We start from the raw sequence: 17810 nt of genomic DNA, 5'->3' as shown, positions 1-17810 counted from the left end.
CATGAGCAAGGGTATTGTTCTTCTTGCCGCCGGTGGAACCGGCGGCCATGTGTTTCCGGCAGAGGCGCTCGCGCATACGCTGACGGCGCGCGGTTATCAGGTGCATCTCGTCACCGACAGCCGCGCCGAGCGTTATGCCGGCAAATTTCCGGCCGATGAAATCCATGTCGTGCCATCAGCCACCATCGGCTCGAAAAACCCGATTTCCGTCGTGCGTTCGCTCTGGAAGCTGTGGGTGGGTCTTCGCGCAGCGCGTAGGCTGGTTACGAAACTGAAGCCGGTCGCGGTTGTCGGCTTCGGCGGTTATCCCACCGTGCCGCCGCTTCTGGCATCCACCGGGCTTGGCGTTCCCTCAATCATTCACGAGCAGAATGCGGTGATGGGCCGCGCCAACAAGGCGCTGGCTGCCCGCGTCAAGGCAATTGCCGGCGGTTTTCTGCCGCCCGCCAACGGCCAATATTCCGACAAGACGGTGGCGACGGGCAATCCGGTGCGCCCGGCCGTGCTGGCGGCCTCGGAAATTCCCTATACGCCGTCGCAGACGGGGGAGCCTTTCCAGCTGGTGGTTTTCGGCGGCAGCCAGGGTGCGCAGTTCTTTTCGAGCGCCGTTCCGGCGGCGATCTGCCTGATGAAGGACGAGCAGCGCAAGCGCGTCGTCGTGACCCAGCAGGCCCGACCCGAAGACAAGGACAGCGTGATAGCCTCCTACCAGAAGCTCGGTGTGAAGGCTGACGTTTCGCCCTTCTTCGGTGACATGGCCTCGCGCATCGCTGAGGCCGATCTTGTTATCAGCCGCTCCGGCGCTTCGACGGTGTCGGAGCTTTCGGTGATCGGTCGTCCGTCGATCCTTGTGCCCTATCCGCACGCGCTCGATCACGATCAGGCGGCCAATGCGGCCGCACTTTCGGCTGCCGGCGGCGCAAGCGTCATCAAACAGTCGGAACTGTCGCCGCAGAAACTGTCGAGCCTGCTGTCTTCAGCACTTTCGGAGCCGGATAGGCTTTCGACGACGGCAGCGGCTGCCAAGGCAACCGGAAAACCGCATGCGGCGGATGTGCTGGCCGATCTGGTGGAAGCGATTGCCGAAGGCCGGTCCGTACAGGAATTTAAAAAGAAGAATGAAGGAGTTGGGGCATGAAGATGCCGAAAGCCATAGGCCTTGTCCATTTCATCGGCATAGGCGGGATCGGCATGAGCGGCATTGCCGAAGTGCTTCACAATCTCGGTCATCGCGTACAGGGGTCGGATCAGGCTGACAGCGCCAATGTGCAGCGCCTGCGCGACAAGGGCATCGAGGTGTTCGTCGGACATACGGCTGACAATCTCGGTGACGCCGAAGTCGTGGTTGTTTCCACCGCCATCAAGAAGAACAATCCGGAGCTGATCTCGGCGCGGGAAAAGCACCTGCCGATCGTTCGCCGTGCCGAAATGCTGGCCGAGCTGATGCGTTTCCGCAATGCCATCGCCATTGGCGGCACCCATGGCAAGACCACGACGACCTCCATGGTCGCGACCCTGCTGGAAGCCGGCAATCTCGATCCGACCGTCATCAATGGCGGCATCATCAATGCCTATGGCACCAATGCCCGCATGGGTGAGGGCGAGTGGATGGTGGTGGAGGCCGACGAATCCGACGGTACCTTCCTGAAGCTTCCGGCCGATGTGGCCGTTATTACCAATATCGATCCTGAACATCTTGACCATTACGGCAATTTTGATGCCGTGCGCGCCGCGTTCCGGCAATTCGTCGAGAATGTGCCGTTCTACGGCTTCGGCGTCATGTGTCTCGACCATCCCGAGGTTCAGGCGCTGGTTGGCCGGATCGAGGACCGCAAGGTCATCACCTATGGCGAAAACCCTCAGGCGGATGTGCGGTTTTCGAATGTACGCATTGACGGCACGCGGTCCATTTTCGATGTGGAAATCCGCCGTCGCCGCACCGGCAAGATATTCTCTTTCACGGATCTCGTTCTGCCGATGCCCGGCCGTCACAATGTGTCGAATGCGACGGCGGCGATTGCCGTTGCCAATCGCCTGGGTATTTCGGAAGCCGACATCAAGAAGGGGCTTGCCTCCTTTGCCGGGGTCAAGCGTCGCTTCACGTTGACGGGCGAAGCCAATGGCGTGCAGGTCTTCGACGACTACGGTCATCATCCGGTTGAGATCAAGGCTGTGCTGGCGGCTGCGCGGGAAGCCTGCAAGGGCCGCATCATCGCCGTGCACCAGCCGCACCGCTATAGCCGCCTTTCCAGCCTGTTTGACGATTTCGCGCATTGCTTTAACGATGCCGACACGATTATCCTTGCTCCGGTCTATGCCGCGGGCGAAGATCCGATCGAAGGCGCAAGTTCGGAAGCGCTGGTTTCGGCCATCAAGGCCGCCGGCCACCGCGACGCCCGTTTTCTCGAAAAGCGGGAGGACCTTGCGTCACAGGTTGCAGCCATTGCGAAACCGGGTGATTTCGTGGTTCTCTTGGGGGCTGGAAATATCACGCAATGGGCAGCGGTGCTGCCTTCGGAATTGAAGAGCATATCAGGAAAGTCTGAATGAGACAGGTCGATGGGGTAAAATTGCTGGGGAGGCTCGGCGACGGGGTAAAGGAATTGCGGGGACGTCTGACACCGGATGCGCCCATGGACCGCGTGACGTGGTTCAGAGCCGGCGGTCTGGCGGAAGTCATGTTCCAGCCGCACGACACGGATGATCTGATTGCCTTTCTGAAAATTCTGCCGGAAGACGTGCCGTTGACCGTGGTCGGCGTCGGCTCGAACCTTCTGGTACGTGATGGTGGTATTCCGGGCGTCGTCGTCCGCCTGTCTGCCAAGGGTTTCGGCCAGGTGGAGCTTGCCGGCGAGAACCGTATCAAGGCTGGCGCGATCTGCCCGGACAAACATATTGCCGCCATGGCCATGGATAATGGTATCGGTGGGTTCCATTTCTTTTACGGCATTCCCGGTTCCATCGGTGGCGCGCTGCGCATGAATGCCGGCGCCAATGGCGGCGAGACACGCGATCGCGTCGTGGAAGTCTATGCGGTCGACCGTCAGGGCAACCAGCATGTGCTGTCAAATGCGGATATGGGTTATAGCTACCGCCATTCCGGCGCCGATGCCGGCCTGATCTTCACCGGTGCGCTGTTTGAAGGTTATCCGGAAGACAAGGCGAAAATCCGCGCCGATATGGACGCCGTGCGCCATCATCGCGAAACCGTCCAGCCGATCCGCGAGCAGACGGGTGGTTCGACCTTCAAGAATCCCGAAGGTCATTCCGCCTGGGAACTGATCGACGAGGCGGGCGGCCGTGGTCTCGTTATCGGCGGCGCGCAGATGTCATCGCTGCATTGCAATTTCATGATCAATACCGGCCACGCGACTGGCTACGATCTGGAATATCTGGGCGAGACCATCCGCAGACGAGTGTTCGAGAAATCGGGCATCCGGCTTGAATGGGAAATCAAGCGCCTTGGCCTGTTCATGCCGGGCCGGGAAGTGGAGCCGTTCCTCGGGGCTTAAGCCTCGGCGAATGCTGCCAATTTCAAGAAAATCCTGCTGTTGATCTGGCCGTTTCGTGTATCGTAACGGTCAATCAACAGTTTTTCCGATATTATCGGGGTGAGGCGACGTCTCGTCCTTCAATATTAAATTACTTTTTATCAGGAAATACCAACGGCATTACGTGATCTAGGTGCTTTTGAGCATGATGTTGGGTCTTTGGAAAAAACCGATCGAAATGATAAGTTTTTCGGTCGCCACGTCGGAGGGCCGCAGGCGGCTCGAGCCGCTGGAATTCTCCATTCGCATCGCTTGTCTCGTGACGATCATTGTCATTCTGATGTGCATGGGTGGCCTGACGCTTCTCGCGCAGTTCGGGCTAGTAACCGATCTCTTCAACGGCATCATGTTGAGTGTGACGCTCGGCGGGACGGTGGCGTTTACGATTACATTGCTGGTCTGCTGGCTGAATGCCAGGGAAGTGAAAATTCTCGTGCAATCCCACGAGCGCTTCCTGCATCTGAGCCATACGGACGCCCTGACCGGCCTCAGCAACCGGCTCGGCCTTTATGCTGCATGCGCTGAACTGGGCAGCGACTATTGTGTTGCCTTTCTCGATATCGATCATTTCAAGTCGGTGAATGACAGATACAGCCACCTTGCCGGTGATCTCGTCATCTCGAACGTCGCTCGCAGGATAAGGGAGCAATTCGATCCTTCTGCGCATGTCGCCCGCCTGGGTGGCGAGGAATTTGTCGTTGTGCAGGAAACCAGTCCGCTCGCCTTTCTGCAGATGTGCGAAAGGGTTCGCGCAGCCATCGAGACCACCCCGGTGGCGTATCAGGATTTGCGGATCACGGTGACGATTTCGATTGGCGTGGCCTTTCGCGGCGATGCCGACATTTTCGACAAGGTCATGCACAATGCCGATCTGGCGCTCTATCGGGCAAAGGGAGGAGGGCGCAATCGCGTCTGCATGACCGGTCATGTCGAGCGGCGCCAGGCCGTGGCGTAAGCGTTAAAGCAGGCAAACAAAAGCCCGCGAAACGAAGGTTTCGCGGGCTTTTTAATGTCTGGCAATCCGTGCGGATCAGACTTCGTCCTTGCGGGACAGAAGAATGCAGGCGAGCGTGATGATGGCGGATACGCAGAGGTAATAACCGACGTAACCCATGCCGTAATTCACCTGCAGCCATGTGGCGATATAGGGCGCCAGCGACGCGCCGAAGATGCCGGCCATGTTGAAGGTGATGGACGAGCCGGTGTAACGCACGCGGGTCGGGAAGGGGGCGGCGAGCGCCGTTCCGATCAGGCCATAGGTCATGCCCATCAGCGTCATGGCAAGAGCTGCGAAGATGAAGATCGAGCCTTCACCACCGGTCATCAGGCTGGGCAGCAGGAAGGAGAACAGGCCGATCAGCACCGTCGTCAGGATCAGGATTTCACGACGGCCAAATTTCTCGGCAAGCTTGCCGGCGATCGGGATGAAGATACCGAAGACGATGGAGCCGAGGATCTGCACTTCCAGCGCGTCGAGGAACGGAATTTTCAGAACCTTGACGTTGTAGGACAGAAGATAGGCAGTACCGATATAGAACAGCACGAAAGTGGCCAGCGCCACGAAGGTGCCGAGCACGAGGCTGCGCTTGTGGTTGCGGAAGAGTTCGGCGACCGGTACGGCAACACGTTCTTCCTTTTCGATGGCCTTCTGGAAATCGGGCGTTTCGGTGATCGACAGGCGAACCCACATGCCGACCGCGATCAGGATGATCGAAGCGACGAAGGGAATGCGCCAGCCCCAGCTGAGCAGCGATTCCTGCGACATGAAGTGCAGGAGGATCCAGAACACGCCGGAGGAAAGGAACAGGCCGACGGGTGCGCCGAGCTGCGGGAACATGCCGTACCAGCTGCGTTTGCCGGGAGGAGCATTTTCGGTGGCGAGAAGCACGGCACCACCCCATTCTCCGCCAAGACCAAAGCCCTGACCGAAGCGGCAAATCGCCAAAAGCAGCGGGGCAAGAACGCCGGCCGTCTCATAGGAGGGCAGAAGGCCGATGACGACGGTCGAGACACCCATGGTCAGGAGCGCTGCGACGAGGGTCGTCTTGCGGCCAACACGGTCACCATAGTGGCCGAAGACCACCGCGCCGAGCGGGCGGGCGAAAAAGGCGATGGAGAAGGTGGCGAAGGACGCCAGAAGCGCCGTCATCGGGTCGTTGTTCGGGAAGAACAATGCCGGGAACACGAGCACTGCGGCCGTGGCGTAAACGTAAAAATCGAAAAACTCGATGGTCGTGCCGACCAGGCTGGCAGTGAGAACTCGTGCAGGCGAATTTGTCTTTACAGCGTTCGAATTGCCAGCTGTCGACGATACCGGAGATATCGCGTCAGTCATGGTTTGGGTTCCATTTCAGATGATTGGAATGTCATGCCTTGGGAGGCAGGGACTGCGTTAACGCAATTTTTGTTCTTATGGAATGCTAAAAAAGAAATAATGCAAATAATGTGATCTTTGAATGCGAGATCCCGACGGTGAAGCTTTTTCACGCGCTCCAGTGATTGAGAGACTGATTCAGGTCGCGGATTTAAAACGCTGAAACGCCATATAATTTTCGCTGGGGAAAAACGCCTTTCGTTAACGTTTCGACCTTGCCTTCAGCGGGGAGGCGCTGGCGCGCTGGCGCGGCTTTATTTCCGATCATTGAAAACCTGCATGTTGCAATCGGTGCAACTCTCTGATTCCAAGGAGGGAATCCGGATCGATGCTGATTCTTTAATGGAACTCGGCATGTTGGGCGCGGCGGTTAACGAAAGTAAACGATTCATTAACCTTAATGGCGTTTAACTGATCTCAAGGATCATGTGCCAGAATCACCGTCCGTCAAATTCGGTCGGTTCGGGCGTGGTTCGTAACGGAGAGTTGGTGTCAGAGGGTTCGATGGGCGGCAAGCACGTAGCTGTTCTTTTGGGTGGGTTTTCGTCGGAGCGGCCGGTCAGCCTCTCGTCGGGCAACGCTTGCGCGCTTGCGCTCGAAGGCGAGGGCTACAAGGTCACCCGGGTCGATGTAGGGCGCGATGTCGCTGCCGTGCTCGCGGAACTGCGCCCGGATGTCGCCTTCAATGCACTGCACGGCCCCTTCGGCGAAGACGGCACCATTCAGGGCATTCTCGAATATCTCGCCATTCCCTATACCCATTCCGGCGTGCTGGCTTCCGCCCTTGCCATGGACAAGGCGCAGGCCAAGAAAGTTGCTGCCGCCGCCGGCGTCCCGGTTGCCGCCGAGCGCGTCATGAACCGCTTCGATTTCACCAGCGAACATCCGCTTGCGCCACCTTATGTGGTGAAGCCGGTACGCGAGGGATCGAGCTTCGGCGTCGTTATCGTCAAGGAAGACCAGTCGCACCCGCCGCAAATCCTCACCTCGTCGGAATGGCGTTATGGGGATCAGGTCATGGTCGAGCGCTATATTCATGGGCGCGAACTGACCTGTGGCGTGCTTGATGGCGAGGCGCTGGGCGTCACCGAGGTGGTGCCGCTTGGCCACAATTTCTATGATTACGATGCGAAATACGCGGCTGGTGGCTCGAAACATGTCATTCCCGCGGAAATTTCACCGAAAATTTACCAAAAGATTCAAACATTGGCGGTTATGGCGCATCAGGCGATCGGGTGCCGTGGCGTAAGCCGTTCAGACTTTCGTTACGACGACCGTTTCTCAGAAGATGGCGAAGTTATCTGGCTTGAAGTGAATACACAGCCGGGCATGACGCCGACCTCCCTGGTGCCCGAAATGGCGGCCCATGCTGGCCGCTCCTTTGGTAACCTTGTCAGCTGGATGGTGGAGGACGCTTCGTGTTTGCGGTGACCGGCAAAAAGTCGACGGCAAAAAAGCGCGAGCAATATGCGGCGGCAGCCAATGCCGACGATCGCAGGGTGCTGCCGCGTCCGCTGCGTCGCTTCGTGCGTTTCGGTGTCAGCCTTGCGACCGGACGCATTCACATTCCCGCCCATACCGGTACGATTTCGGCCATTGCTTTTTACGCGGTGACCGGGCTTTACGGCATGTCGCTCGGCGGACACACCAACATCGTTACCCAGACCACGACATCTGCCGCGGGCTTTGCTGTTGAAGATGTGAAAGTCTCTGGCAATCGCCAGACCTCGGAAATCGAAGTCTTCCAGCTTCTCGGCCTCGATGGCAGCACCTCGCTCATCGCGCTCGATATCGATGCGGCGCGCCGCAAGCTCGTCCAGCTTCCCTGGGTGGAAGATGTCGATATCCGCAAGGTCTATCCGAAGACCGTCGAGGTTCGCCTGAAGGAGCGTGAAGCCTTCGGCATCTGGCAGCACGGGACGGAACTGTCGCTGATCGAAAAAAGCGGCAGCGTGATCGCGCCGTTGCGTGACAATAAATTCGCCGAGTTGCCGCTGTTTGTCGGACGTGACGCGGAAACCGGTGCTGCCGGTTTCGTCGGGCAACTGGCTGACTGGCCGGAAATCCGCAACCGTGTCCGCGCCTATGTCCGCATTGCCGGCCGTCGCTGGGATCTGCATCTCGATAACGGCATCGTGGTCAAGCTGCCGGAAGAAAACCTGCCGCAGGCGCTGCAATTGCTGGCGCGGCTCGATCTCGAGGAAAAAGTTCTGTCGCGCGATGTCGCCGCGGTTGATCTGAGGCTCGCGGATCGCACCACGATCCAGCTGACCGAGGGTGCCACGGAACGCCGTCAGGCCGCCGTCGATGCGCGCACCAAGGCTCTCAAGAAGGCGGAGAAGAACACATGAGCTTATTCGGTTCTTCCCATTTCGGTCTGCCTCGGCTGAAGCCGCTTTCCTCCAAGCGCAGCCACATCGTGTCGGTGCTGGATATCGGCTCGACCAAGGTCGTATGCATGATCGGCCGGCTGACGCCGCGTCAGGAAAGCGAAATTCTGCCGGGCCGCACCCACAAGGTCGAAATCATCGGCATCGGCCACCAGCGCTCGCGCGGCGTGAAGTCAGGCGTGATCGCCGATCTCGACGCGCTGGAAGGCGTCATCCGTCTTTCGGTCGATGCGGCCGAGCGCATGGCGGGTCTCACCGTCGACAGCCTGATCGTCAATGTTTCCGCCGGACGGCTGGCAAGCGATATCTATACCGCGAGCATCGATCTCGGCGGCCAGGAAGTGGAAGCAAGCGATCTGCGCAAGGTTCTGGTGGCGGCAAGCCAGCAGTCCATGCGTCAGGACCGGGCGATCCTGCACTCGCTGCCCACGGGTTATTCGCTGGATGGCGAACGCGGCATTCGTGATCCGCTCTCCATGTATGGCGACCTCCTTGGTGTCGACATGCATGTGGTGACGGTCGAACGCACGGCGCTGAAGAACCTCGAGCTTTGCGTCAACCGCGCGCATCTTTCGGTCGAAGGCATGGTGGCGACACCCTATGCCAGCGGTCTTGCAGCGCTGGTGGACGATGAAGTCGAACTCGGCTGCGCGGCCATCGACATGGGTGGCGGCACCACGACGATCTCGGTTTTTGCCGAAGGCCGTCTCATTCACACCGACGCGATCGGCCTTGGCGGCCATCACGTGACGACAGATCTTGCACGTGGCCTCTCGACACGAATCGAAGATGCGGAGAGACTGAAGGTGGTGCATGGTTCGGCTTTGCTGAATGGCGCGGATGAGCGCGACATGATTTCGATCCCGCCGATTGGCGAAGATGATCGCGATCAACCATCGCAAGTTTCAAGAGCCCTTGTAACCCGCATCGTGCGGGCGCGTATCGAAGAGACGCTGGAATTGATCCGTGATCGTATCCAGAAGTCCGGCTTCAGCCCCATTGTCGGCAAGCGCGTGGTCCTGACTGGCGGCGCAAGCCAGCTGACGGGGCTACCGGAAACGGCACGGCGCATTCTCGCCCGCAACGTTCGTATCGGCCGCCCCATGGGCGTGGCCGGTCTTCCGGTAGCGGCGAAGGGTCCGGCATTCTCAACCGCCTGCGGACTGATGATCTATCCGCAGGTGGCGGACATCGAAATTCATGCGGCGCAAGGCGGAATGTTCTCGCCGTTTGGTACGGGCAGCGGCCGGATAGCCCGGGTTGGGCAATGGCTGAAAGAGAGTTTTTGAGTGGCCTCGTGGCGTAAGCCGGAGGTTTCAGAGTTGAGTTTTCAAGAATCGGCCAGCGGGGCGATGCGGCCAGAGAAAGAAGGAATGCTAAAATGACGATACAGCTGCAAAAGCCTGATATCACCGAGCTGAAGCCACGCATCACCGTTTTCGGTGTTGGCGGCGGCGGCGGTAACGCTGTCAACAACATGATCACGGCTGGCCTCCAGGGTGTCGATTTCGTTGTCGCCAACACAGATGCGCAGGCACTGACCATGACGAAGGCAGATCGGGTCATCCAGCTCGGCGTCAACGTCACTGAAGGTCTTGGCGCCGGTTCCCAGCCGGAAGTCGGCCGCGCCGCCGCTGAAGAATGCATCGATGAGATCATCGATCACCTGAATGGCACCCATATGTGCTTCGTCACCGCCGGCATGGGCGGCGGCACCGGCACCGGTGCTGCCCCGGTCGTTGCACAGGCTGCCCGCAACAAGGGTATCCTGACGGTCGGCGTCGTCACCAAGCCTTTCCACTTCGAAGGCGGCCGCCGCATGCGTCTTGCCGAACAGGGCATCGAGGAACTGCAGAAGTCCGTCGATACGCTGATCGTCATTCCGAACCAGAACCTCTTCCGCATTGCCAACGACAAGACGACCTTCGCCGACGCCTTCGCCATGGCTGACCAGGTTCTCTACTCCGGCGTTGCCTGCATCACCGATCTGATGGTGAAGGAAGGTCTCATCAACCTCGACTTCGCCGACGTTCGCTCGGTCATGCGCGAAATGGGCCGCGCGATGATGGGTACCGGTGAGGCTTCCGGTCCGGGCCGCGCAATGCAGGCTGCGGAAGCGGCAATCGCCAACCCGCTGCTCGACGAAACCTCGATGAAGGGCGCACAGGGCCTGCTGATCTCCATCACCGGTGGTCGCGACCTTACCCTGTTCGAAGTCGACGAAGCGGCTACCCGCATTCGCGAAGAAGTCGATCCGGATGCCAACATCATCCTCGGCGCCACCTTCGACGAAGCTCTGGAAGGTCTCATCCGCGTCTCCGTCGTTGCCACCGGCATTGACCGTGTTGCCGGCATCGGCGAACAGAATGTTGCCGAAATGCGCGCTGCTGCTGCGAAGCCGCTTATCCGTCCTTCCGCGGCCGTTGCTCCCGCTCCGGCCGCAGTTCAGCCTGCACATGCAGTATCGCAGGCACCAAAGACCGTAGACCAGATCGCCCAGACCATCCGTTCGGCGGAAGCTGAAATGGAACGCGAACTCGGTTTTGCCGCTCACCAGCAGCCGTCTCAGGACTTCCGTCCGCAGAGCAAGCTGTTCGCATCGTCCCCGGCTGAAGCGCCGGCTGCTCTTCGTCCGGCTCAGCCGGTTCAGCAGGTCGCTCCGGCGCCGGTTGCTCCGGCACCCGTCTACCATGCACCGGAACAGGTTGCCGCTCCGGCTCCGCGCATGCAGCAGCCGCAGGCACCGGTCTACCAGGAGCCTGCTCCGGTTGCCCGCCAGCCAGAGCCGGTACGCATGCCGAAGGTCGAGGACTTTCCGCCGGTCGTGAAGGCCGAGATGGAACACCGCGCCCATGCCGCTCCTGCCGCCCAGGAAGAGCGTGGCCCGATGGGTCTTCTGAAGCGCATCACCAACTCGCTTGGTCGCCGCGAAGAAGAAGAAGTTCCCTCCGACATGATGGATGCGCCGAGCATGGCGCCGCAGCGCCGCGCGCCGCTTTCGCCGGAAGCCAGCCTCTACGCACCGCGTCGTGGCCAGCTTGACGACCACGGCCGTGCAACGCCCGCATCGTCCAGCCACCATGATGACGACCAGCTGGAAATCCCGGCGTTCCTGCGCCGCCAGTCCAACTAAAGGCGATTCCATCCGCCTCTTCAAACGCCCGGGTTTCACGACCCGGGCGTTTTGTTTATTTTGCGTGATTAACACTAAATTAATTTGCGTTTTCAATAGTTTATGCGTGTAACAATCCGAAACGAACAGTGATTTGTCGTGGCACCTACATGTGCGTATGTATGAGGCTGGGTAAAGGAAAATACGGACTTGGCCGGTCGCCAAAACCGGCTTTAAAACTTGAACGGCGCTTCACCAAACGGCGCGGTTTGCAAAACAAGGCATATACGCATGACTATCGGACTGCTCGGATTTCAGACCACTATCGCAAATGCTGTTCAGCTTAAAGGCATTGGCGTGCATTCCGGCAATCCGGTCTCTATGACGTTCCAGCCCGCAGAAGCTGGGACGGGCATCGTATTCCATCGCCTTCATGACAATGGCAACGTCACCGAGTTGAAGGCGGTTTCGGCCAATGTCGGCAATACCGACCTGTGCACCGTGCTCGGCCGTTCGCTGTCCCAGTCAGTGGCGACGATCGAGCACGTCATGGCCGCCATCTACGCCATGGGCCTCGACAACCTCGTCGTTGAGGTCGACGGTCCGGAAGCACCGATCATGGATGGCAGCTCGGCTCCCTTCATCGAAGCCATCGAATCGGTCGGCATAAAGAACCTCGGTGCGAAGCGCCGCTATATTCGCGTTACCAAGCCGGTGCGCATCGACTCGGGCGCTTCCTGGGCGGAATTCCGTCCCTATGACGGCACACGCTTTGAGGTCGACATCGATTTCGACACGCCGCTGATCGGCAAGCAGTCCTGGAAGGGCGACCTGACGGCTGAGACGTTCAAGAACGAATTGTCGCGCGCCCGTACCTTCGGTTTCATGCGTGACGTGGAGCGCCTGTGGGCTGCCGGTTATGCGCTCGGCTCCTCGCTTGAGAATTCCGTCGTCATTTCCGACGATAACAGCGTCATCAACATGGAAGGCCTGCGTTACGCCAAGGACGAGTTCGTCCGTCACAAGACGCTGGACGCCGTGGGCGACCTGGCGCTTGCCGGCGCGCAGTTCATCGGCTGCTATCGCTCCTATCGCGGTGGCCACAAGGTCAATGCCAATGCGCTAAAGGCGCTGCTGGGCGACCGTACGGCTTACGAGATCGTCGAAGCACCGGCTGCCCGCAACCAGATGGTGCGCGCCCGCGAATTCGTACCGGTCAACATGCCGGAATTTGCGCCCTGGTCTGCTTGAGTTTGTTCGCAGGCTATCGATTGACAGAAAAAGCCGCTCCCCTGGGGGCGGCTTTTTTATGATGCAGGGCAAGATGTTTCGTTATATCGCCTGATATTCATGCGATTGCGCGCGCGGATGCCATAAAAATGCGTTAATGCGTCATCATTGCGTTGCCCTGCGGATGCTTTTATGGCTAGAAACGCCAGTGCAAAGCCGATGCTTATGTATTTGCGCGGGAAGTGGGAACTGTCGAATGAAGCATGTAGGGTCTGGTGCGATGAAGGGTACGATGCGGGGGATCGCCGTTTCGTTGTTGTTGGTCGGTGCAAGTGTCGCCGTCACGGCCTGCCAGTCCGATCCGGATATCGACATTACCAAGCTCGGTTTTGAATCCGATCCGCCTGACGTTCTGTACAAGCAGGGGCTTGCCAACATGAACGCCGGCAACATGACGGAAGCCTCACGCAAGTTCGAGGCGATCGACAAGCAATATCCATTCACCGAATGGGGCCAGAAGGCGCTTGTCATGCAGACGTTCATTGCGACGCGCACCAACAAGAATGATGTGGCCATCACCAATGGCAGCCGCTTCCTGCGGCAATATCCGCGTTCCAAGGATGCGGCTTATGTTCAGTACATGATCGGCCTTGCCTATTCGAAGCAGATTTCCGACGTGACGCAGGACCAGCGCGCAGCACAGCGTACGGTCGAGGCGATGAGCAAGGTCGTCAACGACTATCCCGATTCGGAATATGTCGCCGATGCGCAGGCCAAGATCCGTTTCGCCCGCGACCAGCTCGCCGGCCGTGAAATGCAGGTCGGCCGTTATTACCTTGAGCGCAAGGAATATCTCGCCGCCGTTTCGCGTTTCCGCATCGTCGTCGAGCAGTACCAGAACACCAACCAGATCGAGGAAGCGCTGGCGCGTCTGACGGAGGCCTATTATGCGATGGGCCTGGTGGAAGAAGCGCAGACCGCGGCCGCCGTTCTTGGCAACAACTATCCCGACAGCCAATGGTATGCGGACTCCTACAAGCTGCTGAAGGGCAACGGGCTGGAGCCGCGTGAAAACAAGGGGTCCTGGATTTCGCGCGCCGGCAAGAAGCTTATCGGCGCCTGAGACGGGGCATAGGCCATGCTGGTCCAGCTCTCGATTCGCGATATCGTTCTGATTGAAAGGCTCGACCTCGGTTTTGAGGCGGGCCTTTCCGTGTTGACGGGGGAAACCGGCGCGGGCAAATCGATCCTGCTCGACAGTCTTTCCCTTGCGCTGGGTGGCCGGGGTGATGGCGACCTTGTACGGCATGGCGAGGACAAGGGGCAGGTGACTGCCACGTTCGAAGTCCCCAACAATCATCCGACACGGCTTCTTCTGCGGGAAAACGGTCTCGATGACGACGGCGACCTGATTTTTCGCCGCGTGCAATCCTCCGACGGACGTACCAAAGCCTATATCAACGATCAGGCCATCAGCGTGCAGATGATGCGGCAGCTCGGGCAATTGCTGGTCGAAATTCACGGCCAGCATGATGACCGCGCGCTTGTCGATACCGATGCCCACCGCACGCTGCTGGATGCCTTTGCCGGGCTGAGCGATGCGGCCCGCGCCGTTCAGGGTTTCTACCGCACCTGGAAAGACGCCGAGCGCGCGCTGAAGACTCACCGCGCCAAGGTGGAGGCCGCCGCCCGCGAGGCGGATTACCTGCGCTCTTCCGTCGAGGAACTCGAAGGGCTTTCGCCGCGTGACGGTGAAGAGGAGGAGCTTGCCGAGCGCCGGGCGGTGATGCAGAAATCCGAACGCATCGCCGGCGATATCGCCGAAGCCAGCGAGTTTCTGAATGGCAATGCTTCGCCCGTGCCTGTCATTGCATCCATGATGCGCCGGCTTGAGCGCAAGAGCCACGAAGCACCCGGCCTGCTGGAAGACACCGTGCAGTTGCTGGATGCCGCGCTGGACAGCCTTTCCAATGCACAGATGGAAGTGGAGGCGGCGTTGCGCCGCACCGAATTCGATCCGCGTGAGCTGGAGCGGGTGGAGGAGCGACTGTTTGCGCTGCGCGCTGCAGGGCGCAAATATAATGTCGCGGTGCCTGACCTGCCGGCTCTAGCCGAAAAAATGGTGGCTGATCTTGCCGATCTCGATGCCGGTGAGGAAAAGCTCGGCAAGCTGGAGGCCAATCTCGGCGTCGTCAAAGCCGATTTCGACCGTGCCGCCCAGTCACTGTCCGACAAACGCCGCCATGCGGCGGATGCACTTTCCGGTGCTGTGATGGCCGAGCTGCCGGCGCTGAAGCTGGAGCGGGCACGGTTTACCGTCGAGGTCACCTCCGATACCGATCAGGCGACGGCCGACGGCATCGATACCGTCGAATTCCACGTCCAGACCAATCCGGGCACACGGCCGGGACCGATCATGAAAGTTGCCTCGGGCGGTGAATTGTCCCGCTTCCTGCTGGCTTTGAAGGTTGCGCTGGCGGATCGTGGTTCGGCGCCGACCCTGGTGTTCGATGAAATCGATACGGGTGTTGGTGGTGCCGTGGCGGATGCTATCGGTCAGCGGCTGCGTCGCCTGTCGAAGACGGTGCAGGTTCTCTCCGTCACCCATGCTCCGCAGGTGGCGGCGCGGGCGGCGACCCATCTTTTGATTTCCAAAGGCCCATCCGGCGATGGCAGCGAGCGCATCGCCACCCGCGTGGCGACGATGGAGCCGAAACACCGCACCGAAGAGATCGCCCGGATGCTCGCCGGTGCTTCGGTGACCGACGAGGCGAGGGCTGCGGCGGCTCGCCTTCTGGCTGCCAAGGACTGAAGGCTACCCGTTGCGTTGTGCGAGCGGATTCGGCTTGTGAGTCCAACGGCAAAACTGTTTTTAATGTTTGTTATTTCGGCTAAAAGCGTTCGGTAATTCCGAAAAGAGGCCGTCATGTCGAAAGACCAGAAACCCGTCGAAAATCTCACCGAGCTTGAAGCCTCTTCCGAGCTTGCCTTTCTGGCAGCCGAGCTTGCGCGCCACGATGCGCTTTACCACGGCAAGGATGCGCCGGAGATTTCGGATGCTGACTATGATGCGCTGAAACGGCGCAACGATGCCGTCGAGGCGGCTTTTCCGGCGCTGGTACGGGCCGACAGCCCATCGAAAAAAGTTGGCTTTACACCGCTGCCGACCTTTGCGCCCATCGTGCATGCCCGCCCGATGCTGTCGCTCGACAATACATTTTCGGAAGAGGACCTGCGCGATTTCGTCAGTTCCGTCTACCGCTTCCTCGGTCATCTGCCTGACGATTCCATCGCATTTACCGCCGAGCCGAAGATCGACGGCCTTTCCATGTCCATTCGTTATGAGAAGGGCAAGCTGAAGACGGCGGCGACGCGTGGCGATGGCACGACCGGCGAGAACGTCACCGCCAATATCAGGACCATCAAGGAAATCCCGAACGAATTGCCTTCGGACGCGCCCGATGTGGTGGAGGTGCGTGGCGAGGTCTATATGGCCAAGAGCGACTTCATGGCTCTCAACGCCCAGATGGAGGCGGAGGGCAAGCAGACCTATGTGAACCCGCGCAACACGGCATCCGGTTCGCTGCGCCAGCTCGACGCCAATGTGACGGCGAAACGCAAGCTGCGGTTCTTCGCCTATGCCTTGGGTGAAGTCTCGAATGGCGGCCAGCCGGCGCGGATCGCCGATACGCAATATGGCATCGTCGAGAAGTTCCGGGAATGGGGTTTTCCGGTCAATCCGCTGATGAAGCGATTCACTTCCGCTGAGCAATTGCTTGAGCATTATAATGAAATCGGCGTCGCACGGCCCGATCTCGATTATGATATCGATGGCGTTGTCTACAAGGTCGACCGGCTTGATCTGCAGGAACGGCTGGGCTTTCGTTCGCGCAGCCCGCGTTGGGCTACGGCGCACAAGTTTCCGGCCGAACAGGCTTTCACCACGGTCGAGAATATCGAAATCCAGGTAGGGCGCACCGGGGCGCTGACGCCGGTGGCACGCCTGACCCCGATCACGGTCGGCGGCGTCGTCGTCACCAATGCGACACTGCACAATGCCGATTATATCGAAGGCATTGGTAACAGCGGCGAGCGCATCCGCCCTGAGGATCATGACATTCGCATCGGCGATACGGTCATCGTGCAGCGCGCTGGCGATGTCATTCCGCAGGTGCTGGATGTGCTGCTGGAAAAGCGTCCGGCCGAAGCGGTGAAATATGCGTTTCCGGAAAAATGTCCGGTCTGCGGCAGTCATGCGGTGCGGGAGCGCAATGAAAAGACCGGCAAGCTCGATTCGGTCACGCGCTGCACCGGCGGTTTCGTCTGCCGGGCGCAGGCGGTGGAGCACTTAAAACACTTCGTCTCGCGTAATGCCTTCGATATTGAAGGGCTGGGCACCAAGCAGATCGATTTCTTCTTCGAAAGCGATGATCCGGCGCTCTCGATCAAGACTGCGCCCGATATTTTTACGCTGAAGGCGCGGCAGGAAGCATCCCACCTGACCAAGCTCGAGAATATTGACGGTTTCGGCAAGGTCAGCGTCAAGAAGCTGTTCGATGCAATCGACGCCCGCCGCGAGATCGATTTGCATCGGCTGATCTTTGCGCTCGGCATCCGTCATGTCGGCGAGACAACGGCGAAGCTTCTGGCGCGTTCCTATGGCACCTATGAACACTTCGAAGAGGCGATGAAGGCGGCGGCGGATCCGGCAAGTGATGCCTGGGCGGAGCTCAACAGCATCGACGGTATCGGCGAGGTGGTGGCCCGCGCCATCATCGAGTTCTACAAGGAACCGCGTAATCTCGACGTCATCGACCGGCTGATACGGGAGTTGCAGCCGAAGGAGGCCGAGAAGCCGTCCACCGAAGGCAGTCCTGTGGCGGGCAAGACGGTGGTGTTCACCGGCTCGCTGGAAAAATTCACGCGGGATGAGGCGAAAGCCCGGGCCGAAAGCCTCGGCGCGAAAGTGGCTGGTTCCGTTTCGAAAAAGACGGATATTCTGGTGGCCGGGCCGGGGGCGGGCTCCAAGCTTGCCAAGGCGACGGAACTGGGCGTGCAAACCATGGACGAGGATGAGTGGCTGGCGCTGATCGGCGGCTGATATGCCGTCATCGCCGTGTTGTCCTGCACCGCCAGAGGTTTGCGCCTGAAAC

General features: G+C 59.6%; 13 protein-coding genes. 12 read left to right on the top strand and 1 reads right to left on the bottom strand.

The genetic code is table 11. The annotated features are described in order from the left end of the window. Window position 1 precedes the first annotated feature (1 nt). From murG to PL640_RS12485, 4 genes are all read left to right on the top strand, one after another. The gene (gene murG / locus PL640_RS12500) at window positions 2-1138 is read left to right on the top strand and encodes an undecaprenyldiphospho-muramoylpentapeptide beta-N-acetylglucosaminyltransferase (RefSeq protein ID WP_269703154.1); all 1137 of its coding nucleotides are present in this window, start codon (window positions 2-4) and stop codon (window positions 1136-1138) included. Then, on the top strand, window positions 1135-2550 hold the full coding sequence (murC, locus tag PL640_RS12495; protein ID WP_142840271.1) for a UDP-N-acetylmuramate--L-alanine ligase: 1416 nt from the start codon (window positions 1135-1137) through the stop codon (window positions 2548-2550). Before murG ends, murC begins: the two co-directional genes overlap by 4 nt. Then, window positions 2547-3512 (top strand): UDP-N-acetylmuramate dehydrogenase, encoded by a 966-nt coding sequence (murB, locus tag PL640_RS12490; RefSeq protein ID WP_046798066.1) that lies wholly within the window; start codon window positions 2547-2549, stop codon window positions 3510-3512. Before murC ends, murB begins: the two co-directional genes overlap by 4 nt. A 184-nt stretch (window positions 3513-3696) precedes the next feature. Beyond that, complete coding sequence (locus tag PL640_RS12485; protein WP_271362163.1) at window positions 3697-4506, top strand: GGDEF domain-containing protein; 810 nt, start codon at window positions 3697-3699, stop codon at window positions 4504-4506. 75 nt (window positions 4507-4581) lie between these two features. On the opposite strand, the gene PL640_RS12480 is transcribed toward PL640_RS12485, so the two are convergent. After that, window positions 4582-5886 carry an MFS transporter gene (locus PL640_RS12480; RefSeq protein WP_142840268.1) on the bottom strand — a complete coding sequence of 435 codons (1305 nt, stop codon included), beginning with the start codon at window positions 5884-5886 and terminating at the stop codon, window positions 4582-4584. 543 nt (window positions 5887-6429) lie between these two features. Here PL640_RS12480 and PL640_RS12475 point away from each other — a divergent pair. The 8 genes from PL640_RS12475 (at window position 6430) to ligA (ending at window position 17758) form a co-directional block, all read left to right on the top strand. Continuing rightward, window positions 6430-7356, top strand: a complete 927-nt coding sequence (locus PL640_RS12475; protein WP_271362419.1) for a D-alanine--D-alanine ligase — start codon at window positions 6430-6432, stop codon at window positions 7354-7356. Next, window positions 7344-8276 carry a cell division protein FtsQ/DivIB gene (locus PL640_RS12470; RefSeq protein ID WP_161991238.1) on the top strand — a complete coding sequence of 311 codons (933 nt, stop codon included), beginning with the start codon at window positions 7344-7346 and terminating at the stop codon, window positions 8274-8276. The genes PL640_RS12475 and PL640_RS12470 overlap by 13 nt, the downstream gene beginning before the upstream one ends. Continuing rightward, window positions 8273-9604 carry a cell division protein FtsA gene (ftsA, locus tag PL640_RS12465; RefSeq protein ID WP_003522206.1) on the top strand — a complete coding sequence of 444 codons (1332 nt, stop codon included), beginning with the start codon at window positions 8273-8275 and terminating at the stop codon, window positions 9602-9604. The genes PL640_RS12470 and ftsA overlap by 4 nt, the downstream gene beginning before the upstream one ends. Window positions 9605-9696: 92 nt before the next feature. Beyond that, window positions 9697-11448, top strand: coding sequence for a cell division protein FtsZ (gene ftsZ / locus PL640_RS12460; protein WP_142840266.1), 1752 nt, complete (start codon window positions 9697-9699; stop codon window positions 11446-11448). A gap of 270 nt (window positions 11449-11718) precedes the next feature. Continuing rightward, complete coding sequence (gene lpxC / locus PL640_RS12455) at window positions 11719-12678, top strand: UDP-3-O-acyl-N-acetylglucosamine deacetylase (protein WP_271362162.1); 960 nt, start codon at window positions 11719-11721, stop codon at window positions 12676-12678. 235 nt (window positions 12679-12913) lie between these two features. Then, entirely contained in the window at window positions 12914-13780 is an 867-nt protein-coding gene (locus PL640_RS12450) for an outer membrane protein assembly factor BamD (protein ID WP_142840264.1), read from the top strand. Window positions 13781-13795: 15 nt separating this feature from the next. Next, the gene (gene recN / locus PL640_RS12445) at window positions 13796-15469 is read left to right on the top strand and encodes a DNA repair protein RecN (RefSeq protein WP_271362161.1); all 1674 of its coding nucleotides are present in this window, start codon (window positions 13796-13798) and stop codon (window positions 15467-15469) included. A gap of 114 nt (window positions 15470-15583) precedes the next feature. Then, window positions 15584-17758 (top strand): NAD-dependent DNA ligase LigA, encoded by a 2175-nt coding sequence (ligA, locus tag PL640_RS12440; RefSeq protein WP_271362160.1) that lies wholly within the window; start codon window positions 15584-15586, stop codon window positions 17756-17758. The last annotated feature ends 52 nt before the right edge of the window (window positions 17759-17810 follow it).

It is taken from the genome of Agrobacterium sp. ST15.16.024, assembly GCF_027956545.1.
GTDB classification, from domain to species: Bacteria; Pseudomonadota; Alphaproteobacteria; order Rhizobiales; family Rhizobiaceae; genus Agrobacterium; species Agrobacterium cucumeris.
This window is presented reverse-complemented; position numbering and strand designations above follow the sequence as displayed.

What these genes read in the sequence shown, in the direction of transcription:
- murG (WP_269703154.1), top strand. Translation starts at nt 2, where the DNA reads ATGAGCAAGGGTATTGTTCTTCTTGCCGCCGGTGGAACCGGCGGCCAT.
- murC (WP_142840271.1), top strand. Translation starts at nt 1,135, where the DNA reads ATGAAGATGCCGAAAGCCATAGGCCTTGTCCATTTCATCGGCATAGGC.
- murB (WP_046798066.1), top strand. Translation starts at nt 2,547, where the DNA reads ATGAGACAGGTCGATGGGGTAAAATTGCTGGGGAGGCTCGGCGACGGG.
- PL640_RS12485 (WP_271362163.1), top strand. Translation starts at nt 3,697, where the DNA reads ATGATGTTGGGTCTTTGGAAAAAACCGATCGAAATGATAAGTTTTTCG.
- PL640_RS12480 (WP_142840268.1), bottom strand. Translation starts at nt 5,886, where the DNA reads ATGACTGACGCGATATCTCCGGTATCGTCGACAGCTGGCAATTCGAAC.
- PL640_RS12475 (WP_271362419.1), top strand. Translation starts at nt 6,430, where the DNA reads ATGGGCGGCAAGCACGTAGCTGTTCTTTTGGGTGGGTTTTCGTCGGAG.
- ftsA (WP_003522206.1), top strand. Translation starts at nt 8,273, where the DNA reads ATGAGCTTATTCGGTTCTTCCCATTTCGGTCTGCCTCGGCTGAAGCCG.
- ftsZ (WP_142840266.1), top strand. Translation starts at nt 9,697, where the DNA reads ATGACGATACAGCTGCAAAAGCCTGATATCACCGAGCTGAAGCCACGC.
- lpxC (WP_271362162.1), top strand. Translation starts at nt 11,719, where the DNA reads ATGACTATCGGACTGCTCGGATTTCAGACCACTATCGCAAATGCTGTT.
- PL640_RS12450 (WP_142840264.1), top strand. Translation starts at nt 12,914, where the DNA reads ATGAAGCATGTAGGGTCTGGTGCGATGAAGGGTACGATGCGGGGGATC.
- recN (WP_271362161.1), top strand. Translation starts at nt 13,796, where the DNA reads ATGCTGGTCCAGCTCTCGATTCGCGATATCGTTCTGATTGAAAGGCTC.
- ligA (WP_271362160.1), top strand. Translation starts at nt 15,584, where the DNA reads ATGTCGAAAGACCAGAAACCCGTCGAAAATCTCACCGAGCTTGAAGCC.